Here is a 23,301-nt window from a genome sequence, read left to right as displayed (position 1 = left end):
TCCTTCATGCCCGACGGACAGCGAGCGGCATCAGGCCGGCAAGAAACAGCAGCATGGCAGCCACCACGATCGAAGGGCCGGACGGCGTATCATAATAGAGTGAGGCGTAAAGGCCCAGCACCACGGAAACCGCCCCGATCAGGGATGCGATCACGGCCATCGCCTCCGGGGTTCTGGCAAAGCGCCGGGCGGTTGCTGCCGGAACGATCAGAAGCGAGGTGATCAGCATGATGCCGACGATCTTCATCGCGATCGCGATCACCAGCGCCATCAGCAGCATGAAGATGAAGCGCGAGGTTTCCGGCCGCATCCCTTCAGCCTGGGCAATTTCAGGCGAAACGGTTGCCGCCAGAAGCGGCCGCCACAGGGCGGCAATGACCCCGACGACCACCAGACCACCAAGCCAGACAATGGCGATATCGGTGCGCGTTACCGAAAGAATGTCGCCGAAAAGGAAACTGATGAGATCGACCCTGACCCAGGTGAGGAAGGAGACGATCACCAGCCCGACGGCAAGTGTGGAATGGGCGAGAATGCCGAGCAGGCTGTCGGTCGACAGCGCGCGGTGGCGCTCCAGAAGGATCAGCATGACCGAGACGGCTGTAGCGACGACGAAGACGCTGAGCGTCAGATTGACGGTAAACAGCAGCGACAGCGCCACCCCCAAAAGCGCGGAATGGGCCATGGTGTCGCCGAAATAGGCCATCTTGCGCCAGATGATGAAACAGCCGAGCGGCCCGGCCGTCAACGCCACGCCGATGCCGGCAATCAGCGCACGGGTGAAGAAATCGTCAAGCATGCGACGTCTCCCCATGTCCATGTTCATGCGCATGGTCATGATGACCGTCACCGGGTGTGCAATGCTCGGTCACCGTGCCGTCGGCATGGCGCACCTTGCCATCCGGCAGGTGGGTATGGTCATGATGGTGGCGATAGACGGCAAGCGCACCGGACGCCCGCGCGCAGAAGAGGGCTTGATAGGCCTCGCTGCCGCTGACGGCCTCCGGCGTGCCCGTGCAGCAGACATGGCCGTTGAGGCAGACCACCGTATCGGTCTGCGCCATCACCACATGCAGGTCGTGCGAAATCATCAGCACGCCACACCCCTGCCGGTCGCGGATCTTCGAAATCAGTTCGTAGAGCGCGATCTCACCGGAATAATCGACACCCTGTACCGGCTCGTCGAGCACAAGCAGATCGGGCTTGCGGGCAATTGCCCGGGCCAAAAGCGCGCGCTGGAACTCACCGCCGGAAAGGGTCTGCACGCTGGCCTCTTCCATATGGGCGATGCCCACCTGCTCCAGGGCGTCCTGAATGGCAGATCGCGGCAGCGGGCCGGTCACCGTCATCAGCCGGCGCACGGTCAGCGGCAGCGAATGGTCGATATTGAGCTTCTGCGGCACATAACCGATCTTCAGCCGGGCAGCACGGATCACCCTGCCCTCATCCGGCTCGAACACGCCGATCGCCATTTTCGCGCTGGTCGATTTGCCGGCGCCGTTCGGGCCGATCAGGGTGACGATCTCGCCGCGGCGGACATCAAAGCTCACGCCGCGCACCAGAAAGCGCCCCTCGCGCCTAATCCCGGCATCGTCCAGCGACACCAGCAGGTCGGCGTCTTTTTTGGTCATGTTCAATTTCTCAAAACTCCGTCTTGCGGTGTTCTATGACATACGTTATAGCATTACGCAATTAATGTAATAACATTACGTTTTAATGCAAGTGAGGTGACAATGAAATCGCTCAAAATGCTTCTCCTGACCACGGCGGTTGTCTCGGCCGCAGGAGCCGCCATGGCTGACGACAGCCTGAAAGTGGTCACGTCGATCAAGCCGCTTTATGCGCTGACAACCGCGCTGACGGCGGGAACGGAGACGGAGACGACGCTTCTGGTCAAGGGCGCGGCCTCACCCCATACCTACAGCATGACGCCGTCGGAAGCACGCGCGCTGCAGAACGCCGATGTGGTGTTCTGGATCGGTCCGGCGCTCGAGCACTTCCTAGAAAAGCCGCTCGATGCGCTTGGCGGCAATGCAACACTGGTCGAGCTGGAAGACGCCCCCGGCGTGGAAACGCTGGCGCCGCGTGAAGGCGGCGCTTTCGAGGCGCATGATCACGACCACGAAGGTCATGATCATGACGGCGAAGATCACGCCCATCACGATGAGGATGAGCATGATGACCACGAAGCACATGCGGAAGACGGGCATCACCATGACGGCGAGGTCGATCCGCATATGTGGCTGGACCCGCTGAACGCCAAGGCCTTTGCCGCGACCATGGCTGAAACGCTGGCGGCAAGTGACCCCGCCAATGCCGAAATCTACGCCGACAATGCCGAAAAGCTCGAAGACAGGCTCGATGGCCTGACGGCCGACATCCAGACCCAGATCGACAGTGTTTCGGCCAAGCCCTACGTCGTCTTCCACGACGCCTATCACTATTTCGGCCACCGCTTCGGCGTCGAGGCCGCAGGCTCGATCACGGTCAACCCGGAAGCCCCGCCGAGCGCCCAGCGCATCCGCGAAATCCATGACAAGCTGACCAATCTCGGCGCGGCCTGCGTCTTCTCCGAACCGCAGTTTCCGCCGAAAATCATCAATACGGTGATCGAGGGCACGGATGCCCGCACCGGCGTTCTGGACCCGCTGGGCGCAGGGCTGGAAGACGGACCGGACCTTTATTTCGTGCTGCTGGAAAATCTTGCCAGCAATCTGACCGACTGCTTCGTGGCTGAATAAACGGCCATTAAGGCATCATCCCGGGCACGCGCATGACCGGGATGATGGAGCCTGCGGGTGTCGTAGCTGCCACCCGCGGGCTTTTTTATTTCCTGCGATCGGGGCCTTTGCGCTCGGCCGATTTTGCCCAGATATTGATATTGGCATCCAGCGCATAGCTGTCGATTTCGGCCAGTTCGGCATCGGTAAAGTCGGGATTGTCGAGGGCGGCGACGCAATCTTCCACCTGTTCGGGACGGCTTGCGCCGATCAGCGCCGTGGTCACCCGGCCCTTGCGCAGAACCCAGGCGAGCGCCATCTGCGCCAGCGTCTGCCCGCGCCGCTCGGCAATCGCGTTCAGCGAACGGATGTGAGCGATGGTCTCTTCCTTCAAGAAGGCCTGCTGCAAGGACTTGCCCTGGGCAGCGCGGCTGTCTTCGGGAATGCCCTTGAGATATTTCGACGTCAGCATGCCCTGGGCCAGCGGCGAGAACACGATGGAACCAAGACCCAGTGCTTCCAGCGTATCGAGCAGCCCGTCATCCTCGACCCAGCGATTGATCATCGAATAGCTCGGCTGATGGATCACGAAAGGCGTCTTCAGCTCTTTCAGGATGGCATAGGCCTCGCGGGTGCGCTGGGAGTTATAGGAAGAAATGCCTACGTAAAGCGCCCTGCCCGACCGCACGATATGATCGAGCGCCATCATGGTTTCCTCAAGCGGCGTATCGGGATCGAAACGGTGGGAATAGAAGATGTCGACATAGTCGAGGCCGAGCCGCTTGAGGCTCTGGTCGCAGGATGCAATCAGGTTCTTGCGGCTGCCCCACTCGCCATAGGGCCCTTCCCACATGCCGTAACCGGCCTTGGATGAGACGATCAGTTCGTCGCGAAGGCCTGCAAATTCGCGCTTCAAAATGGTGCCGAACGCCAACTCCGCGCTTCCGGGCGGCGGCCCGTAGTTATTGGCGAGATCGAAATGGGTAATGCCCTTGTCGAAGGCCGTCTGGCAAATGGCAATCTTGCGTTCGCGCGGCGTATCATCACCGAAATTATGCCAGAGCCCCAGCGAAATGGCCGGCAGCTTGAGGCCGGATTTGCCGCAGCGGTTATATTTCATCGTGTCGTAACGCGTTTCGGACGGTGTCCAGCTCATTATGTCGTTCCCGTTTTCTGAAGAACGCCGTCGCGCCTGCCGGCACGGCGGCATGAAAAAGGCGGCCAGGCCGCCTTTCGTGATTGTGATTATAGGCAGGCTGACTGCTTCAGGCCATGCCTTATGGCAAGACTACCGCAAAAGAGCAGAAGCTGCTGCGGCATCGAGAGCGGCCGGCCGGGTGCAGGTCGTCGACAAATCCACAAACGCGCCGGTTTCTCCGGATTTCAGGATTGCCGCCATGACATCAACCCCATGAAGTGCCCGCTGAAGCGAGCATCGCGCGTCGCGCCCCTCGATGAGGGCGAGCGCCATGTCTGCCAGCCCGGCGGTGCGATAATTCGCCCGCGACCCGCGCGGCGTTTCCTGATTCGGCTTGCCGAACGGATGCCCGCGCTCTTCGAGCACCTCAATCTGCCCGTCGCGGCCTGCCGCTTCAACAGTGCCGCCGAAAAAGTTCGGATCTGGCACGAACAGGGAACCTTCAGTGCCGTAAAGTTCCATGTTGGCATGCCGGTGCGCCCAGACATCCCAACTGGCGACAAGCGATATCGTTGCCCCGTTTTCGAACTCCAGCAGCGCATGGATATTGGTTGGCGTCTCAACCGGTATGATTTCGCCATTGCGCGGTTCGCTGGTGATCGTGCGGGTTTTGGTTGCCGTGGAGGCAAGTGCTGCAACGCGCTTTACCGGCCCGACAAGATTGATCAGATTGGCGATATAATAGGGCCCGATGTCGAAGACAGGCCCTCCACCCGGAAGAAAGAAGAAGTCGGGATTGGGGTGCCACATCTCCATGCCATGGCTCATGACATGGCACGTGCCGGAGGTTATCGCGCCAATACCACCTTCATCGATGAAGGAACGGGCAAGCTGATGCGCGCCGCCCAAAAACGTATCGGGCGCACACCCGACAGACAGGTTCTGCTCCGCGGCAATGCGGCCGAGCGCCTTGCCCTCGTCGACGGAAAGCACCAGCGGCTTTTCCGAATAGACATGTTTTCCGGCCTCAAGCGCGCGCTTCGACATGTCGTAATGCGCACCGGGAACCGTGAGATTGACGATGACATCAACCTCGTCATTGGCCAGAAGCTCATCCACACCTTGCGCGGTGACGCCATATTCTTCGGCCCGCGACGTGGCCATTGCCGGATTGATATCCGCACATGCCAGGAGCTTCAGCCCCTTGAACATCGGCGCGAGCGAAAAATAGGTCGCAGAAATATTGCCGCATCCCAGGATGCCGACGCCCAGTTCCTTGGTCATGGATGCCTCGCTCAGAATGTCTGGAAGGATGCGATCGAACGCTCAATCGTGCGGTCGATGTCATTCGGGTTGTCATGTTCGACAACATAATGTCTGACCGGCATGGATTTCAGCACCTTCATCAGCCCCTTCCAGTCGACCGTGCCGTGGCCGACATCGGCCCAGCCATCCTCATCCGCGTTCTCCCCTTCTTCCGCAAGGTCCTTCACGTGGACGGCGGTGATGCGCTCCTTGAAAAGCTCGATCCAGAAATAGGGATCGGCGCCGGCCCGGATCAACCACGCAAGATCGGCCTCCCAGGCCAGAGAGGGGCCGTTCTCCAGAATATGGCGGAGCGGCGCCGTGCCATCGGGCAGAAGCTCAAATTCGAAATTGTGGTTATGCCAGCCGAAGATCAGGCCGGCATCGCGGAACGGCGTGCCGATGGTTTCAAGCCGTGCGCCGAATGCCTTCCAGTCGGCTGTGGTATCGGGCCGCTGTTCGGGCTGTAGGTAAGGGCAAAACACGCTGTCCATGTTCAGCCTGGTGGCAATTTCCAGAACGCGGTCCGGCTCATTCTCCAGCATGGCGATACTGAAATGACCGGTCGACATCGAAAGGCCCAGGGCATCGAGATCGGCAGCCAGCCGTTCCAGACCGGCCGTATCGAGATCGTCATAGAGCACGCCGTAGCCTTCAACCTCGCCATAACCCGCGGCTGCCAACTTATTGAAAATACCCGAAAAAGGCTGATATTCCCGAGCGCCATACAGTTGAAATCCAAGTTTTGTCATGTCTTCCTCCCGGCAGCGTGTTGCCGCCGATCTCCGCAATGCGACCGGCGCGCACGCCGGCGATCCTTCTCATTTTTTACATATTAGTGCGTTCCCCCAAAAGGGAAAGCGGCAACTTTCCAAACGGACTAAAGCCTGAGTTCGGTCTCCGCATCGAAAACGGACGCCAGCTCCATGGCGAAAGCGAGCCTGATTTCCTGACCCGGGCGATACCGTTTGTTGCCGCCGACACGCACGGTAAACAGATGACCTGCATGTTTCAGCCACAGGAGATTGTCCGCGCCCATCGGCTCTTCCAGATCGACCACGGCCTGATGAACCTCCTGGCCGGAGGGAATTTCATCATCGACCATCACATGCTCGGGCCGGACACCGAGGGTCACCTTGCCCGACGTCGGCAACGGCCCATTGCCGTCATAGCCGTCGAGGTCGAAATCGACGCCGTTGGAACGGAAGATCGTCTTGCCGTCCTTTTGCGCCAGTTCGCCATCGAGAAAATTCATCGAGGGCGAGCCGATGAAGCCGGCAACATAGCGATTGACCGGGCGATTATAGATCGTTGTCGGCTCGTCGAGTTGCTGAATCACGCCGCCGCGCATGATCGCGATACGGTCGGCCAGCGTCATCGCCTCGATCTGGTCATGCGTCACATAAATCATTGTGTTTTCAAGAGATTGATGCAATCTCTTGATCTCGACGCGCAACTCCGATCTGAGCTTTGCATCGAGATTGGAGAGCGGTTCGTCGAACAGGAATACGTCCACGTCGCGCACCAGCGCGCGGCCGATGGCAACGCGCTGGCGCTGACCGCCGGACAGTTCGGCGGGCTTGCGCTTCAACAGCGGCTCGATCTGCAGGATTTCGGAGGCCCGCTTGACCCGCTTGTCGATCTCCGGCTTGGGAACCTTGCCGACCTGCAGGCCGAAGGACAGGTTCTTTGCCACCGTCATCTGCGGATAGAGCGCATAGGACTGGAACACCATGCCGATGCCGCGATCCTTCGGCTCCAGCCAGGTGACGTTTCTGTCCTTGATGAAAATCTGACCGGCCGAGACATCCAGAAGCCCGGCAATGCAGTTCAGAAGCGTTGACTTGCCGCAACCCGACGAGCCGAGCAGAACCAGAAACTCGCCGTCATGGACATCGAGATCGAGGTTCTTCAACACATCGATAGCGCCGAAGGAAAGCGACAGATCCTTGATGGAGACACTTGTGTTCATCATTCAGCCTTTCACCGCGCCGGCGGCGATGCCGCGCACGAACAACGGTCCGGAAATGAAATAGACGATAAGCGGAACGAGGCCGGTCAGAAGCGTTGCCGCCATGTTGACGTTGTATTCCTTGACCCCCTGCACCGCGTTGACGATGTTGTTGAGCTGCACCGTCATCGGGTAATTCTGCTGGCCGGCGAAGATCACGCCGAACAGGAAGTCATTCCAGATGCCGGTGGTCTGGATGATCATGCCGACAACGAAGATCGGCAGCGACATCGGCAGCATGATCCTGAAGAAGATCTGCCAGAAACCGGCGCCATCCACGCGCGCGGCCTTGAACAGTTCTTCGGGCAGTGAGGCGAAATAGTTGCGGAACAGCAGTGTGAGGATCGGCATGCCGAAGATCGTGTGCACCAGCACAATGCCGGGCAGCGTCGAGAAGATATGCAACTCGCGCAGGATGATCACCAGCGGATAGAGCAGCACCTGATAGGGAATGAACGCCCCGAACAGCAGCACGGTGAAGAAGAATTCGGAGCCCTTGAAGCGCCAGTTCGCCAGCGCATAGCCATTGACCGAGGCAACGGCAATCGAGACGATGATGCCCGGCACGGTGATCTTCACCGAATTCCAGAAGCCAACGCGGATACCCTCGCAGTAAAGCCCGGTGCAGGCTTGGCTCCAGGCTTTCACCCACGGCTCGAAGGTGATCTCGACCGGCGGCGCGAAAATATTGCCCATGCGGATTTCCGGCATGCCCTTCAGCGAGGTCACCACCATCACGTAAAGCGGGATCAGGTAATAGACGGCGGCGACAAACAGGATGGAATAGAGAATGATCCGTGAGGGCGCGAGACGGCGTTTCGGGCGCGGGCCGGACGGTTCGGTTGATTGAACAGCACTCATCATCCGTTCCTCACTTCTTCTTGTCTCTGAATTCCATCAGCGCCCATGGCACGATGATGATGAAGACGGTGACCAGCATGATGGTCGAGGCGGCGAGCCCCTGACCGATATTGCCGCGCTGGAACATCAGGTCGTAGACGTATTTCGCCGGCACTTCGGAGGCAAAACCGGGCCCTCCTTGCGTCATCGCCACGACGAGGTCGTAGACGCGGACAATGCCGGAAGCGACGATCACCAGCGTGGTCACGAACACGCCACGCATCATCGGAATGACGATGAAAATATAGGTGCGCCAGGCGGGAATGCCGTCGACCTTTGCAGCCTTCCAGATTTCGTTGTCGATGCCGCGCAACCCCGCCAACATCAGCACCATGACCAGACCGGTTCCCTGCCACAGACCGGCAATCACCAGCGCATAGATGACGGTGCTCTTGTTGCCGAGCAGCGCAAGATCGCCGCCGGGAAGGCCAAGATCGTCAAGAAATTTCGGCACGCCGAGACCGGGATCGAGGATCCACTGCCAGACAAGGCCCGTGACGATAAAGGAAAGCGCGAAGGGATAGAGAAAGATGGTGCGGAATGTATTTTCGAAGCGGATCTTCTGATCCAGCAGCGTTGCCAGCAGAAAGCCGACGACAAAGGAAAAGACGAGGCTCAGGCCCCCGTAGATCAGCAGGTTGACGATTGCGACATTCCAGCGCGTGGTGTCGAACAGCCGGTCATACTGGTCAAAGCCGACGAAATTTTCGCTCGGCAACAGACGCGAGTCGGTGAATGAATAAATGACCGTCCAGGCGGTGCAGCCGATAAAAATGACCACGGCGGTCAGCATCATCGGGATTGCCGCGATCTTGGCGTTCAGATTCTTGAACAGACCAAACGGACGGCGAGCGACAGCAGCCATTGCAGCTCCCCTTGAAAGGTTGGCATCAGACCTTGAGGAAACGGAGCGGGGTTCGCCGATTGCGCCCCGCTCCGGATCATATGGCAGGCTTATCGGGCCTGCTCGATGATCGATTGCTGCTGCTCGAGCGCCTCATCGACCGACATGTTGGAGGAGAAGAACTCAAGCGCCAGATCGGTGATCTGTCCCTGGGTGTCGGAATCGAGCATCTGCTCGGTCGACGGCAGGACATTTTCCGGGTTCGCGAGAATTTCGAGCCCCTTCTTCATGCAGGCATTGGCCGCTTCCAGGTCGACATCGCCACGCACCGGCAGAGAGCCCTTGACGAGATTGAACTCGACCTGGGTTTCCGGTGAAACCAGCATCGACGCCAGTTCCAGCTGGGCGGCCGTAATCTCTTCATTGTCATTTTTCGGGAAGTAGAACGCATCGCCGCCGGTATCGAGCACGGCGGTGTTGCCAAGCCCCGGAAGGCAATCGTAATCAACGCCGGCTTCCAGACCGGCCATGGCGAATTCACCCTGCGCCCAGTCGCCCATGATCTGGGCAGCCGCATCGCCCTGGATCACCATATTGGTGGCCACATTCCAGTCACGACCGGAATAGGCATCGTCCACCATGTCGCGGGCCTGCGCGAACGCCTCCCAGATGGACCGGTTTGCATCGCTCATCACGGCATCGGGATCTTTTTCGTCATTGACGGAGAGATAGTTGTCGACACCGCCGACAGCGCTCTGCATGACGTTGCGGATACCGTCCACCTGCCAGGGCTGGCCGGTGGCCAGCGGAATGACGCCGGCTTCACGAAGCGCGGGCGCGGCCTCCACCAGTTCATCCCAGTTGGTCGGCACGGCAAGGTCGTTATCCTCGAACACATGGCGGTTCAGCCACATCCACTGCCAGGAGTGGATGTTGATCGGCACGCAATAGATCTTGCCATCATATTCGCAGGCTTCCAGAAGCTTTGCCGGACGGATCTTTTCGGCCCAGTTCTCCTCCTCGGCCAGCTCCGTCAGGTCCACCATCAAACCGGCCTTGATCAGCTCCTCGGCATCACGGCCGGTGTTCATCTGGGTTGCGCCCATGGGATTGCCGCCGATAATCCGGCTGATGATGATCGGGTTGGCGGTGGAGCCTGAACCGGCAATCGCACTATCCACCCAATTGTTACCGGTTTCATTGAAATTGTCAGCGAGCACCTTCACGGCCTCTGCCTCGCCACCGGAAGTCCACCAGTGGGTGACCTCAAGGTCGGTCGCATTGGCTGCGACAGGCATGGCCACGCCGGCCGCCAGGGCGGCGGTGAGAATTGCATGTTTCATACTGTCCTCCCAACTGAAACGTTGCCGTAAAACGGTATTCGAAAGCCAAATATCGCGCAACCCTTTTATTGGAACCCCGACGCCAGACTTAAGTCGACACAAGATCAAAACTCCGACATCAACCCTATATTGCAGTGCAAATTTTCCACATTTATCTGTTAAATATATATTTTCATGGAAATATTACGCCGATAACCCCTGATGCTTCGCACCTGCGAAAGCCGGCCGACTATATCCTTGAGCACGGCCTGCCCCACTCGAAAAAAGGCGCTCTAACACGCAACAGCATTTTTCTGTATCGTTACAGCCAATATCACATTAAGTTGCCCAATACGGGTGCCGGACCGCAGTGAACCCGGTATTTTCGTCCACCACACGCAGGACGGAGAACGGTTGCGGGCATGCCGGAAAGGAAGCCGCGCAAAATTGCCAGGAAGGCTCGCAAAGTTCGCGCGATCCGGGAGAATCAGCGTATCGTGGCCCATTCAGGCTGGCCACGATCCGGGGTCGGACAGGTTCAGACACCGGCAGGGAGAGAAGCCGAACCGCCTGAACCGGAACGACGCGGGAGATGAAGGACGCCGATGAAATCCACGACCGGCCAGATGCGCGACACAACCAGTGCGCGCCCGACATTGAAGACCATTGCCTATATGACCGGCCTCGGGGTGACGACCGTCTCCCGGGCGCTGAAGGACGCACCGGACATTGCCGAACACACCAAGGAACGCGTGCGTCTGGTCGCCAAACAGCTCGGCTACATGCCGAACCGCGCGGGTGTGAGGCTTCGCACCGGCAAGACCAATGTGATCGCGCTCGTCCTCAACATGGAAGAGGAGATCATGGGCATGTCGGGCCAGATGATTTTCGGCATCTCGGACGCCCTCTCCGGCACGCCCTATCATCTCGTCTTGATGCCGCAGCCGATCCATCACGACCCGATGGCGCCGATCCGCTACATTCTCGATACCGGCTCGGCCGATGGCGTGATCATTTCACGTATCGCGCCCGACGATCCGCGCATCGCGCTGATGCGCGAGCGCGGCATGCCATTCGCGACCCACGGCCGCACCGAGAACGATCACGACTATCCTTTTCATGATTTCGACAACGAAGCCTATGCGATGGATGCGGTCGAAAGACTGGCAGAGCGCGGGCGCAGGCGCATTGTCTGTCTGCAGCCGCCAAGCCACCTGACCTATTACCGCTATTTCCGCAGCGGCTTCGAGCGCGGTCTTGGCCGTTTCGGCCTTCAGGAAACGCCGCTGACCTCCGTCAGCACCGATTCCCCGCTTTCGGAAATCCGCGAAGGAATGATGGCCGCACTGTCATCCAGCACCCCGCCGGACGGGATTATCGCCTGCAGCGGCAGCAGCGCCGTGCCGATCATGGCGGCGCTGCGCTCACGCGGGCTGACGCTGGGCGAGGATATCGACCTCGTCGCCAAACAGCCGGCGCATTTTCTCAACTGGATAAGCCCGGAGATCATCGCCATGAGCGAGGATTTCAGACAGGCCGGGCGCGAACTCGCCCGCGCCGTCCTCGCCCGTATCGAAGACCGCACATCCGCGCCGCGACAAAGCATCAGCAAACCGGACTGGTCGATGGCGCCGGTGCTGAAAACGCCCGGCGATAACTGACGCTCGCTTCAGCGATCCGTGCGCACGGCAACAGGTGCGGGGGACGGACGCGTCACCACGAAGGCGGCGCAGCTTAGAAGCACCAGCCCGACGGCAAGCTGCAGCCAGAAAAAGGACTGTGCGAAAAACAGCACGGAAAGGAAACTGCACCCCATGGCCAGGACCGCCATGATCTTGGCCGGAACGGCGATTGCGCCCTGATGGCGCCATTGCCGGAGATGAGCACCGAAACGGGGATGGTTCATCAACCGCGCTTCAAGCTCCGGCGACGAGCGCGCGAAGGCCGCAGCGGCAACAATGAGAAACGGCGCTGTCGGCATCAGCGGCAGAAAAACGCCGATAACCCCCAGTCCGACCATGATCCAACCGACAACAAGCAAAAATCTGCGCTTCAACACCCTGCCTCCCGAAATCCGGGCTTCAATAACCAAAAACGTCTTCCCGGTCCAGAAGCGGCGTTCATGCGTTTGAAAACAGGCTTTTTTTTGACTGGGTTACGGCGCAGGCGGCGAAATGCCCTGTTGTTCGGCACTTCCTTCAATGATCGATTCGATCAGCCTGTCCCAGTCACTGTCGGCGGGCAGCGGCGGTTCGCCCTGCATGGCGGTCTCGCCGTCGGGCGCAGGTGCCGGAATGGCGGACTGATCATCGGCGGCGTCACCGGCCTCGCGCGCGCGGCGCTGCTCTTCCTCGCGGCGCAGGCGTTCGGCTTCTTCGCGCTGCTGACGCTCGATTTCCCGCTGTTCCGCACGGAAGCTGTAGAGCGTCGCCTCACGGCGCAGGCGCTGTTTTTCGAGAATATCGGCCTGCAGCCGCTCAACCCGCGCCCGTTCGCGTTCAACCGCCCGCAACGCCAGAAAATTGTTCACCTCCGTCAGTTCGAGGCTGCGATCGGGATCGGCAAGCGGCCCGGAAAAACCGATGGAAAAGCCCGCATTGGCCCCCTCTTCGCTTTCCTCACCCAGCTTCAGCGCCACGTCGACCGAAGCGTCAACGTCACGCCTGGCAAGATCGGTGCGCATGGCCCCGTATATCCGGGCTTCCGGCAGATCGACGAAGACATTGCGGGCCTGCAGCACACCATCGGTAATGCTGAAGGGTACAGCGACATCGCCTGCCTCAAACGACCCGTCGACAAAGATCAGCGAACGCATTTCCTGTTCGATTGCCTCATTGGTGACCTCGGTGCCCTGCGCATCGGCCCAGGCAAGCAAAGGCTCGGCAACAGAAAGATCCAGCCCGGAAACGACCGGCGATTTCAGTGTCAACATGCCGGAACCGCTCGCCTGTTCCAAGAGTCCGGCCGCAGTATCCGCCGTCGTTTCCACCACAAGGCCGAGATCGAAACGTCCGCTCACCACAGGTTCTCCGTCCGATTGCCACAGCGTTTCCGGCAGCGCCGCGTCGGCGAGATTGACCTGCGCCTGAAAATAACCGTCGCCGCCGGCATTGCCGATCTGCAGATCACCCGACAGCGTGCCGCCCAGAAAGCGCCCGGAAAGTCCGGTCATCGAAAGCCCGCCACCGCGAAAATCCACCGTGCCGCTCATGCCGGTCACCGGCTCCATCAGGCCGGCATCGAATGAAGCGGCCTGAATGTCGATATCGGCCTCCGCCGTGCCGAAATAGGCAGAACCGAACGGCGTATCGGGCAACCCTTCCGGGCCGAGCGTGAAATTCGGACCGTAGACCGCCTCCATCAACCACCCGAGATCAAAGCTGTCGAACGACAGCGCACCATCGAGATGCGCCACCGGTTCGCCGCGGGCCAGCGCAAGCCGGCCACGCACGGCATTGCCGTCCAGTTCCCCCTCGATGGCCGAAAGCGCGTATTGCTGCGCGGAAATGTCGAGCGTCGCCTTTGCCGACAGCGGAACCCCGAACGCCGTTCCCGGCACCGCGAATGCGTTCATCGCAAGGTAAGGTTCAAGATCGGGACTGGTCAGGGAAACGGCATAACGGCCGCCGAGGAAATTTTCGGTGTCGAGACCGGCCTCGCCGGAGACCGAAAGCCGCGTCTCCCCGCTTGCCGCACGCAGGCCGAGCGAGACCGGGCCTGTCGCTTCGGAGCGCTCCAGCGTGAGCGAAACCTGCGCGCCGGCCGGCGCGGGGATCGGCAGCGGTGCAAACCCGGCCTGACCGAAGACAATGGCGGCATCGGGGTTCGACAACTGAACCTGTCCACTCATGCCGCTGGGACCCATAAGCGCATCGCGCCGCCACGACCCCGAGATTTTGCTATCATTGGCACTGCCGCTGAAAACCGCGGAAACGCCCGTTCCGTCCTGTCCGAAGGCGATATCCGCCTCCAGATCGGTATCTTGATACCAGGCGGCATTTTCCGCCAGTCTGTCGAGAACCGGATGGTCGCCGAAACGCTGTTCAAGCGTTGCAACGAAACCGGAAATATCGTCAGCCGCAAAGGTCACCCGTCCCGAACCAGTCGGCAGCGCGCGGCCGGCCTGGACCTGCCCGGAAAGCGTGACGGCCGCACCGGCGAGATCGCCGATCTCGAGCCGGTCAACGGTCACCGCGCCGGACTGATAGGTGAAATCCGTATCCACGACCTCGGCGCTCAGATCAAAGGCGTTCACCGTACCCGCCCGCAGCGTTGCGTGAATGCGATGCTGATTGAGTCCGCCATCGATATTCTCGCCGACCATCAGCCCGGCAAGGGCCCGCAATGCGCTGAGATCGATGACATTGCCGGAAAGATCGAGATCCAGCTGAGGTGTCCCCGCGCCCTGCGACTGGCGCGAGACTGCACCATCGAGCACTGCATCCCCTGCAACGACCTGGAGATTTTCGAAAATCTGGGTATCCGGCGTCAGATTGACATCGGCGGAGAAGCCGGCCCTGTTCAGCGCCCGGATTTCCGGCCCCACCTCGCCCGTCAGCCACTGTGACAGACCGGTAGGCTGGCGCGAGGCAACAAGCAGGGAGCCGGCAAACGATGTCTCGTCACCGAGCGCAAGCCTGCCGGAAACCTCCACCTGCGTGCGCCCCGGCAGTTCGGCCGATCCGTCCTCGATCGTCCAGCCATCGCCATCGGGCGCGGCATCGAGAACGATGGAGCGGATCGTGGTATCACCGGACACGAGTGCCGGCAGGCGGAAGGTGACCGTGCCCGGCAGCTGCGGCAACGGCACCTGCCGCAAAAAGTCGATCAGCGTATCGAGCCTTTCGCGCGCGCTCGGCGTTGCAACGCGATCCTTCTTCAGATTGGTGTCGTAATCGGACAGCCGCTCGACATTGAACTGCTGGCCGTTGGCCGTCAGCAGAAACGTACCGCCCGGCCGTGTATCGAAATTCGCCTCGCCGGAAATCACGTAAGGGTCGACCTGTGTGCCGATCTCAAGCCGGTATTCGGAAACGGCGATCGACTCATTGGTGAGTTCGAACTGGCCGCTGGCGCGTGGCGGCGGGATATCATCGGCATCGGCGTCGTCATCGACAACCGAAAGCCGGAAACCGCCAGCATAGGCCGGCCGGCCATCCGTCAGCGTGACATCGCCTTCAAGTGCGGCCGAAACCGGCCATTCCTCGGGGTCTGCGGAAAGCCGGAGACGCATCGTGCCGGCTTCGGCATCCGGCCGTCCCGTCAGGATGGTGAAGGCGCCCGGATGACCGTCAAGCACGGCGCTGCCGTCCATCCGCCACGGCCCTTCAATGGCGTTTGCCGACAGCATGGCGTTGATATCGGAAAGGGTGCGCACGCGACCGCTGCCGTCATCGGCCAGGCGGATCTCGCCATCGCGCACTTCAACGTCCTCGAACACCACGCGTCGGGCCGAAAGCGGCGCATTGCCGGTGGCCGTCCACGACATTGCCCCGTTTTCATCCAGCGTCAGATTGAGAACCGGGTGATCCAGCAGCATCTTGAAGATGCGGACCTCGCCGCTGAGAAACGGCGCAAGCTCGGCATCCATCGAAAAGGCATCGGCCGTGGCCAGCGGCATGCCCGACGCATCGCGGCCAACGCGAACATCATGCATGGTGATCGAGGGAAACGGCAGCACCCTGACATCGACCTCACCGACAACCTCGACCTTCTTGCCCAGCGCCCGGCTTGCCTGAACCTCGAATTCCTTGCGAAAACTGCCCCAGTCGACGAAATACGGGATAACCAGCGCCGAAAACAGCAGAAGAACCAGAAGCGCTCCGATGAAAACAAGTATTCGTCCCAGCAATCTTGCGGTTCCCTTATGTCATTCATGCAGGCGGTCGCGATGGTGCCGGCACCAGCAGATCGGACTTGCCCCCTCCCGTGCCGCAGGCGGCCTGTTCCGCCCGGATTACGTCATTGCCGCAAACCTATCACGAGCGACACAGGCAAACCAGTTCGGCGTGCCTCCCGACAGCCTGGACCGACCGATTTTACGCGGTCAGAAGATCTTGCCCGGATTGAAGATGTTGTCCGGATCGAGCGATTGCTTGATCGCGCGCATCGCCGCCACCGCCGTGCCGATCTCCTGACCGACAACGCGTTTCTTGCCCTGCCCCACGCCATGTTCGCCGGTCGCGGTTCCGCCCATCGCAATCGCGCGTTCGGCCAGGCGCGTGGTGAAATCCTCGACACGGATAATTTCGTCGGGATTTTTGGCGTCGAACAGCACCAGAAGATGAAAATTACCATCGCCCGCATGGCCGACCACCGGCGCCAGAATGCCTTCGCGCTGAACATCGTCGCGGGTTTCGCGCATGCAATCGGCAAGCCGCGAGATCGGCACGCAGACATCGGTTGAAAACCCATCGAGTTCCGGCGCCAGCGCCCGTCCCGCCCAATAGGCGCTGTGACGTGCTTTCCACAATTTGGTGCGTTCTTCGGCATTGGCCGTCCAGATGAATTCCGAACCGCCGCATTCGGCCGCGATTTCGGCAAACTGGGCCGACTGCATGGCCACCGCCTCCTCACTGCCGTGAAATTCCAGCAGCAGCAGTGGTTTTTCGGGAAATTCAAGCCCGGAATAGGCGTTGCAGGCCTTCACCTGCAAACTGTCGAGAAGCTCGATACGAGCCACGGGAATGCCCATCTGGATCGTCATGATCACGGCGTTGCAGGCGTCTTCCGGCGTTTCGAAGGACGATACCCCGCCGGCAATCTTTTCAGGAATGCCGGCAAGCCGCAGCGTGATCGAGGTTATGATGCCGAGCGTGCCTTCCGCCCCGACGAAAAGCCGCGTCAGGTCATAACCGGCAGATGATTTGCGGGCGCGCCGCGCCGTGGTGATCTCCTCGCCATCGGCCGTTACCACCGTCAGCGCCAGCACCATGTCCTTCATCGTGCCGTAGCGCACGGCATTGGTGCCGGACGCCCGGGTTGAGGCCATGCCCCCGATCGAGGCATTGGCACCGGGATCAAGCGGAAAGAACAGCCCGGTATCGCGCAGATATTCGTTCAGTTCCTCGCGGGTCACGCCGGGCTCGACCCGGCAATCAAGGTCTTCGGCATTGACTTCCAGCACCCGGTTCATGCGCGACAGGTCAAGGGAAATGCCGCCCTCGGGCGCATTGACCTGCCCTTCGAGCGAAGAGCCGGTCCCGAAGGGAATGATCGGAACCTTGTATTCGGCGCAAAGCTTCACAACCGCCTTCACATCGTCCGAGCTTTCGGCGAAGAACACCGCATCCGGCAGCTGCGGCGGCAGATAGGTGGTGGTGTGCGCATGCTGCGCACGGAAAGCTTCACCCGTCTGCACCTTGTCGCCGAAGCGCTCCTTCAACAGCGCAATGACCTGCTGGGCTGCCTGCTGATCACGCGGACGGGTCTGAACGTCTTCAATTGCCAAAACTTGCACTCCGAACCTGTTTTGCCATAGCTTCTCACCGAAGCCGGACCGTTTCAGCGTTTTATGCGAGGATCGTCCCCGACGTCCAGAGCCAGCAGGCATTGTAAACCATCCAGCAGCGGCATTCCCGATGAATGATTTTCAGGACACGATTGCGCAATTGCTCGGTGTCGAGCGTGTCACCCTCTCCCATTTTGCGTCCGGCGACCTGTCGTCCGTCATGCGGGTCGATACACACGATAACCGGCATTTTATCGCCAAGGGCGGCCCGGCACCGGCGCTCGAAGCCGAAATGCTGCGCCTGATTGCCGCTGCCGGGGCGCCTGCGCCCAAGGTGGTTGCCGCCAACGAAAAGGTGCTGATCATCACTCAGGTTGACGGCCACAGCGGCTTTTCCGGCGCTCAGGCCGATCTCGGGCGCGCACTTGCCACGCTCCATGCGGCCACCGGCACACGCTTCGGCTTTGGAGATGACTACGCCTTCGGCAAGGTGGCGATCATCAACAACGAAACTGATTCCTGGGTTGCCTTCTGGCGCGACCACCGGCTTTTGAACAATATCGGCGATATCCCGCCGGCAATTGGCCGGCGCATCGAGAAGCTTGCCGGCAACCTGGCCGAATTCCTGCCCGACAACCCGCCGGCTGCCCTGCTTCACGGCGACCTCTGGTCCGGCAATGTGATGTCGTCGTCCGGCAGGGTCACGGCCTTCATCGATCCTGCCAGCTATTACGGCCACTGCGAAGTCGACCTGGCCATGCTCAATCTTTTCGGAAGTCTCGACGACGCCTTTTATGGCAATTACCCGGCGCTTGAGCCCGGATATCGCGAGCGACAGGCCATCTACAGCCTTTGGCCCGCCCTGGTGCACCTGCGTCTGTTCGGCAGCGGATACCGGTCTATGGTAGAAGGATTTCTTTCACGCTGCGGTTACTGAACGCCAGTGTTTTTCAAAGCGGTGACCACGGGAGAAATTCGGTTTATGCTGAATCAATGATTTAAAAAGCGTCTGATTCTCTTGCAAAGTTTGCCTTGACCAGTCTTAGTGTGGCCGTGATCGGCGCCAAACAACCTCATCTTTTTGGCCGCGCGAAATCCTGGGTCTTGCCGTCAGCTTGCCCGGCGCTTTATGCGTCGCACGGGCCTTTGCAGCAACCGGGCCTTGCGCAAGGGACGCCATGACGGGGACTTTGGTCCGCGCCATTGGCGGGAGGAGCAAAACAGCTTGTCGGAACAGGCAACATCATATCAGGACATGTGAATGACAAGAAAGCTGAAAGTCGCTGTTGTCGGGCTCGGCATCGGCCGCAACCACATTCTGAACGGTTACCGCACCAATACCGAGCGCTTCGAGGTCGCAGCACTCTGCGACCTGGATACCGATCTGCTGCATTCCTGCGGCAAGGAATTCGGCGTCGAACGGCTTGAGAAAGACTACCTCGAAATCGTCGGAATGGACGATATCGACGTGATCGATGTCTGTACCCCGCCCGGCACGCACCGCAAGATGATCCTGGCGGCGCTGCACGCGGGAAAATACGTTATCTGCGAAAAGCCGCTTGTCGGTGCGCTGGCGGAAATCGACGAGCTTCTCGACGCAGAATCGCGTTCTTCCGGGCGGGTCATGCCGATCATGCAGTATCGCTACAATGATGGCGCCCAGAAGGCACGACACATCATCAATGCGGGTCTTGCCGGCAAACCGCTCGTGGCCACCTGCGAGGTGCACTGGCTGCGCGATGAAACCTATTATGAAAAAGACTGGCGCAAGAGCTGGTCCGGCGCGCTTGGCGGCGTTCTGATGAACCACGCCATCCATGCCAACGACCTGATGTTCTATCTTCTGGGGCCCGTTCGATCGCTGTTTGCGCGCACGGCAACCCGGGTCAACAAGATCGAGGTCGAGGATTGCGCCAGCATCAGCGTCGAACTGGAATGCGGGGCGCTGGCCACCACATCGGCGACGCTCGGCTCCGTCGAACCGCTCAGCCGGATGCGGCTGTGCTTCGAAAACGTCACCATCGAAACCGACAGCAGGCCGGATTTCACCGCCGCAGACGCCCCCTGGCGCTTTGTTGCCGCCAATGATGCAATCGGCCGCAAGATCGATGCGGCGCTGGCCGATTTCACACCGCCGCCTTCCGGTTTTGCCGGCCAGATGCAGGATTTCCACAAGGCGGTGTGTGAAAAGACACCGCTTCCGCTGACGCTCGGCGATGCCCGGCAGAGCCTTGATTTTGCCACTGCCGCCTACTGGTCTGCCAAAACCTACAGCGCCGTCGCCCTGCCGATCCTGCCGGACCACCCGTTCTACAATGGCTGGCAGAACGCCTTTTGAGGGCTGAACGACAAAACGCCCGGATATCAAACCCGGGCGTTGAGGAAAACTGGTAGTCTGTAAGGATCAGTAGGACGCTGCATTGTCAATCGAGCGGCCGGCATCCTGCGTTGCGTTGATCGCGCCTGCAGTGTCTTCGCCCATGCCCTCGATCGTGTTGCCACAGGAGGTGATCAGAGCGCTCATGGCAAACAGTGTAGCGGCGGCAATGACTTTCTTCTTGAACATTTCAAACTCCTGAATTTTGATCGGTCGTCGGATAAACGCCTGGAAGCCGGCAGGGTTCCCCAGGCTGCGCAAGTTTCTGCCCGGTTTGGTTCGTGCACAGGCGATCCACAGCTTATCCACAGGCCCGGTGGCGGATTTCCACAGGCTTTCCGCCCGCAGCCGCCTGCCACGCCTCCCGTCCTCGAAGACAGAGTCAAAAAACAACTGGTTTCCAACACCGTCAGTCACCATGTTTGCGAACACGAGGAACGAGGATTTGCAGACGTGAATGACAGTGAACCGGATTTTGAGTCCCGTGGCGATGATGGCGACAAACTCTCCGATATTCTGGCCCGCCTGCGGCCGGATGCAAATGGCCGGGTCACGCTCGAACGGCTGGACAATGCGCTTGCGGAACGCTCATTCGGCGCCTTCATTGCGCTGTTTGCAATTCCGAACCTTGTTCCGCTTCCGCCCGGCGCAACGCTGGTTCTGGGGCTGCCGCTGATCCTTGTCACCTGGCAGATGATGGCCTCACGACACGCCCGGGTCTGGTTTCCCGAACGTATTGCCCGTTTTTCGATCGATGGCGAACGCTGCATGCGGCTTCTGGCGCGTATCCTGCCGTGGCTCAGGTGGATCGAAAGCGCCGTGCGTCCGCGCTTCTGGTTTGTTGAAACACGAAGGGCCGAACGCGTTCTCGGCGCATTCGGCCTTGTGCTGGCAATCGTGGTGTTTTTTCCGATCCCGTTCGGCAACTGGCTGCCCGCTCTCGCGCTGGCCATCATCGGCCTGTCGGCAACGGAACGGGATGGCTATGGACTGATCGTCGGGCTGGTGATCGGCGTGCTATCGATCCTGCTGGCCGGTCTTGTGATCCTTGCCGCAGGTTTCCTGCTCGCACTGTTGTTCTGAAGCACCCTGAAACGCACTAGGCCACGCGGCTTTGCCGCTGGGCCGCGCCGAAAGCATGGCGGATGGCATCGGCCACAGCCTCGACAAGCTCGCCGCCCTGCTCGGAAAATTTCAGCCGAATTTCATAAAAGCCGAGCTCCGGCAGCCCTTCGGCCTCGCCCAGAACCTGCATCCCGTCTGCGACATAATAGGACGCAATCGGCGCGACGGCGAGGTCGGACAGCACGGCGGCCCGTTGCACCATGGTCGTCGCACTCATGTAGGCAACGCGGTAGGCGCGTCCCTTTTCCGTCAGTTTCTGAACGGCTTCGTTACGCCAGGAACAGCCCTGCTCCCACATGGATACCGGCAACGGATCCTTCATATATGCCGTGCCGCAGGACGCACCGGCCCAGACCAGCCGCTCGCGCAGGATGAGTTCACTGTTCTCATCGACCGTTTCATCGCCGTCGTTAAGCAGCGTGAGATCGAGCCGTTGCTCGCTCAGCCGCCGCCTGAGACCGATACTGTTATCGATGCAGACATCGACCATCACCCCCGGAAAGGCCTCGGCAAAACGCTTCAGAATGGACGGCAGGATCTTCTCGCCGATATCGTCTGTCGCGCCAAGGCGCACGACGCCGTGCATGTCGGGATGTCTGAAACGCGACATCGCCTCGTTGGAAAGGGCCAGCATGCGCCGCGCGTAATTGAGCAGCGTCTCGCCACTGTGGGTCAGCCGCACGGCGCGCGCATCGCGCACGAACAATGAAACGCCCAATTGCTCTTCCAGCCGCTTGATCTGCATGGAAACCGCCGAGGGCGTGCGAAACACGGTTTCAGCGGCCCCGGAAAAGCTGCCGGTTTCGGCGATCGCAACAAATGTTCGCAGAATGTCATTGTCCAGAACCGGAAGCGGCGTCTGCAGAAAATGAGCCATGCGGCACTCCATCAATTCAATTTCATTGATCTATACCATGACTACATTTCGTTTGATTGAATGTCAAATGCCCCTATCCTGCTCTCAGGTTCTCGAAAACGACCTTGAAGGAGAAAACGAAATGGGACTGTTCATCATCCTGAAGCATCTTGTCACACCGCTCACACGCCTGACCGAACTGCGTGGTGAATCCGAACGGCGCGCCGTGCGCGAACAGAGTCTCAACCGAATTCCGCCACATCTGCGCGACGACGTCATCGTTCGCGAAAAGCCCTGGCGTTATGACTGATATGGGCGACCGCCAATCTTATGAATGGCGGTCGTCCTTGCTGCAGTGCAGCAATGCTGTGCAATGACCGGCGCCCGCCGTCAGATCGGCGGCATGAAGCGAATAGGCCACGGTTTCACAAAAAAATCACAAACCGACCCTCGATCACCTTCTCTGGCGCATTTGTCTGTGGCAGTGTCGCAAACAGACAATTGAATGCCATAATTCTTGCAGAAGTTAAGTTTACAAGATCATAAACGGGGTTCTATTGGGGCGGTGTGAGCACAATGGTGAGATCATTCGTTTTTTACCTGGTTCCGCAGTTTTCGCTACTGCCTTTTTCGGGCGCGGTCGAAACTTTGCGCATTGCCAACCGAATGCTGGGCTTCGAGGCCTATGGCTGGCGCATCGCCTCGGATAACGGCGAAAAGGTCACGTCCTCCAGCGGCATCGCCGTCGATCCCGACACCTCGCTTGCAGACGAGCGCCGCTGTCTGATGGGCGAGAACCGCCCCGACCTCGTCCTTGTCTGTTCCGGCGTCAATGTCGACGATTACGGCAACAAGTCGTTCGAAGCCTGGCTGCGCGAACTCAACAATCGCGGCCGCGGCATCGGTTCGGTGTGCACGGCGACCCATCTTCTGGCGCGCGCCGGGCTGCTCAAGGGCAAGCGCTGCGCCATCCATTGGGAAAACATGCCGGGGTTTTGCGAAACCTATCCGGAAATCGACGCCCATGCCGACCTTTTCGAAATCGACCGCAATATCTACACCTGCGCCGGCGGCACGGCCGCAATCGACCTGATCCTGCACCTGATCAGCCAGGAATTCGGCGACGGGCTTGTCAACGCGATCTGCGAACAGACGCTGACCGACCGCGTGCGTCCCTCCAGCGAGCGCCAGCGCCTGCCGCTAAGAGCCCGTCTCGGCGTGCAGAACGGCAAGGTGCTGCAGATCATCGAACT

At 60.1% G+C, this 23,301-nt stretch carries 21 protein-coding genes; 7 read left to right on the top strand and 14 right to left on the bottom strand.

Annotated features, from left to right (window positions below; genetic code table 11):
- Positions 1-4: 4 nt before the first annotated feature.
- Positions 5-838: a metal ABC transporter permease gene (locus ABID12_RS19305; RefSeq protein ID WP_435528265.1), complete on the bottom strand. Its 834-nt coding sequence runs from the start codon at positions 836-838 to the stop codon at positions 5-7.
- Positions 792-1,631, bottom strand: a complete 840-nt coding sequence (locus ABID12_RS19300; protein WP_435528264.1) for an ATP-binding cassette domain-containing protein — start codon at positions 1,629-1,631, stop codon at positions 792-794. The genes ABID12_RS19305 and ABID12_RS19300 overlap by 47 nt, the downstream gene beginning before the upstream one ends.
- A gap of 102 nt (positions 1,632-1,733) precedes the next feature.
- On the opposite strand from ABID12_RS19300, the gene ABID12_RS19295 reads away from it, so the two are divergent.
- The gene (locus tag ABID12_RS19295; RefSeq protein WP_354435719.1) at positions 1,734-2,741 is read left to right on the top strand and encodes a zinc ABC transporter substrate-binding protein; all 1,008 of its coding nucleotides are present in this window, start codon (positions 1,734-1,736) and stop codon (positions 2,739-2,741) included.
- 85 nt (positions 2,742-2,826) lie between these two features.
- Here ABID12_RS19295 and mgrA read toward each other — a convergent pair whose 3' ends face one another.
- The 7 genes from mgrA to ABID12_RS19260 all read right to left on the bottom strand — a co-directional run bounded on the left by mgrA (position 2,827) and on the right by ABID12_RS19260 (position 10,261).
- Entirely contained in the window at positions 2,827-3,876 is a 1,050-nt protein-coding gene (mgrA, locus tag ABID12_RS19290) for an L-glyceraldehyde 3-phosphate reductase (RefSeq protein WP_354435718.1), read from the bottom strand.
- Positions 3,877-4,008: 132 nt separating this feature from the next.
- The gene (locus tag ABID12_RS19285; RefSeq protein ID WP_354435717.1) at positions 4,009-5,142 is read right to left on the bottom strand and encodes a Gfo/Idh/MocA family protein; all 1,134 of its coding nucleotides are present in this window, start codon (positions 5,140-5,142) and stop codon (positions 4,009-4,011) included.
- A gap of 11 nt (positions 5,143-5,153) precedes the next feature.
- Positions 5,154-5,915, bottom strand: a complete 762-nt coding sequence (locus ABID12_RS19280) for a sugar phosphate isomerase/epimerase family protein (RefSeq protein WP_354435716.1) — start codon at positions 5,913-5,915, stop codon at positions 5,154-5,156.
- A 128-nt stretch (positions 5,916-6,043) separates the two neighbouring features.
- Complete coding sequence (locus ABID12_RS19275; protein WP_106302119.1) at positions 6,044-7,135, bottom strand: ABC transporter ATP-binding protein; 1,092 nt, start codon at positions 7,133-7,135, stop codon at positions 6,044-6,046.
- A gap of 3 nt (positions 7,136-7,138) precedes the next feature.
- Positions 7,139-8,035 carry a carbohydrate ABC transporter permease gene (locus tag ABID12_RS19270; RefSeq protein WP_319519582.1) on the bottom strand — a complete coding sequence of 299 codons (897 nt, stop codon included), beginning with the start codon at positions 8,033-8,035 and terminating at the stop codon, positions 7,139-7,141.
- Between the two features lie 10 nt (positions 8,036-8,045).
- Positions 8,046-8,939 carry a carbohydrate ABC transporter permease gene (locus tag ABID12_RS19265; protein WP_106301314.1) on the bottom strand — a complete coding sequence of 298 codons (894 nt, stop codon included), beginning with the start codon at positions 8,937-8,939 and terminating at the stop codon, positions 8,046-8,048.
- A gap of 89 nt (positions 8,940-9,028) precedes the next feature.
- On the bottom strand, positions 9,029-10,261 hold the full coding sequence (locus tag ABID12_RS19260) for an ABC transporter substrate-binding protein (protein WP_354435715.1): 1,233 nt from the start codon (positions 10,259-10,261) through the stop codon (positions 9,029-9,031).
- A gap of 584 nt (positions 10,262-10,845) precedes the next feature.
- Between ABID12_RS19260 and ABID12_RS19255 the strand changes: the two genes are divergently transcribed.
- Complete coding sequence (locus ABID12_RS19255; protein ID WP_106301320.1) at positions 10,846-11,901, top strand: LacI family transcriptional regulator; 1,056 nt, start codon at positions 10,846-10,848, stop codon at positions 11,899-11,901.
- An 8-nt stretch (positions 11,902-11,909) separates the two neighbouring features.
- Here ABID12_RS19255 and ABID12_RS19250 read toward each other — a convergent pair whose 3' ends face one another.
- From ABID12_RS19250 to ABID12_RS19240, 3 genes are all read right to left on the bottom strand, one after another.
- Complete coding sequence (locus tag ABID12_RS19250) at positions 11,910-12,299, bottom strand: YbaN family protein (RefSeq protein ID WP_354435714.1); 390 nt, start codon at positions 12,297-12,299, stop codon at positions 11,910-11,912.
- A 96-nt stretch (positions 12,300-12,395) separates the two neighbouring features.
- Positions 12,396-16,091, bottom strand: coding sequence for an AsmA family protein (locus ABID12_RS19245; protein ID WP_354435713.1), 3,696 nt, complete (start codon positions 16,089-16,091; stop codon positions 12,396-12,398).
- Between the two features lie 195 nt (positions 16,092-16,286).
- On the bottom strand, positions 16,287-17,690 hold the full coding sequence (locus tag ABID12_RS19240; RefSeq protein WP_106301326.1) for an FAD-binding oxidoreductase: 1,404 nt from the start codon (positions 17,688-17,690) through the stop codon (positions 16,287-16,289).
- 130 nt (positions 17,691-17,820) lie between these two features.
- On the opposite strand from ABID12_RS19240, the gene ABID12_RS19235 reads away from it, so the two are divergent.
- The gene (locus ABID12_RS19235) at positions 17,821-18,627 is read left to right on the top strand and encodes a fructosamine kinase family protein (protein ID WP_354435712.1); all 807 of its coding nucleotides are present in this window, start codon (positions 17,821-17,823) and stop codon (positions 18,625-18,627) included.
- Positions 18,628-18,951: 324 nt separating this feature from the next.
- Positions 18,952-20,028 carry a Gfo/Idh/MocA family protein gene (locus tag ABID12_RS19230; protein ID WP_354435711.1) on the top strand — a complete coding sequence of 359 codons (1,077 nt, stop codon included), beginning with the start codon at positions 18,952-18,954 and terminating at the stop codon, positions 20,026-20,028.
- A 66-nt stretch (positions 20,029-20,094) separates the two neighbouring features.
- Here ABID12_RS19230 and ABID12_RS19225 read toward each other — a convergent pair whose 3' ends face one another.
- Positions 20,095-20,256 carry an entericidin domain-containing protein gene (locus tag ABID12_RS19225; protein ID WP_106302128.1) on the bottom strand — a complete coding sequence of 54 codons (162 nt, stop codon included), beginning with the start codon at positions 20,254-20,256 and terminating at the stop codon, positions 20,095-20,097.
- 264 nt (positions 20,257-20,520) lie between these two features.
- On the opposite strand from ABID12_RS19225, the gene ABID12_RS19220 reads away from it, so the two are divergent.
- Entirely contained in the window at positions 20,521-21,150 is a 630-nt protein-coding gene (locus ABID12_RS19220; RefSeq protein ID WP_354435710.1) for an exopolysaccharide biosynthesis protein, read from the top strand.
- A 16-nt stretch (positions 21,151-21,166) separates the two neighbouring features.
- Here ABID12_RS19220 and ABID12_RS19215 read toward each other — a convergent pair whose 3' ends face one another.
- Entirely contained in the window at positions 21,167-22,069 is a 903-nt protein-coding gene (locus tag ABID12_RS19215) for a LysR family transcriptional regulator (protein ID WP_319519573.1), read from the bottom strand.
- Positions 22,070-22,190: 121 nt separating this feature from the next.
- On the opposite strand from ABID12_RS19215, the gene ABID12_RS19210 reads away from it, so the two are divergent.
- Positions 22,191-22,358, top strand: coding sequence for a hypothetical protein (locus ABID12_RS19210; protein ID WP_354435709.1), 168 nt, complete (start codon positions 22,191-22,193; stop codon positions 22,356-22,358).
- Positions 22,359-22,624: 266 nt separating this feature from the next.
- On the top strand, positions 22,625-23,301 hold a 677-nt coding region (locus ABID12_RS19205), incomplete at its 3' end, for a GlxA family transcriptional regulator (RefSeq protein WP_354435708.1).

The sequence above is a fragment of the Martelella mangrovi genome, from assembly GCF_040545495.1.
In the GTDB taxonomy this organism is placed as follows: Bacteria; Pseudomonadota; Alphaproteobacteria; order Rhizobiales; family Rhizobiaceae; genus Martelella; species Martelella mangrovi.
Note: the sequence above shows the minus strand (reverse complement) of the source record. Positions and strands in the feature narration are given on the sequence as shown.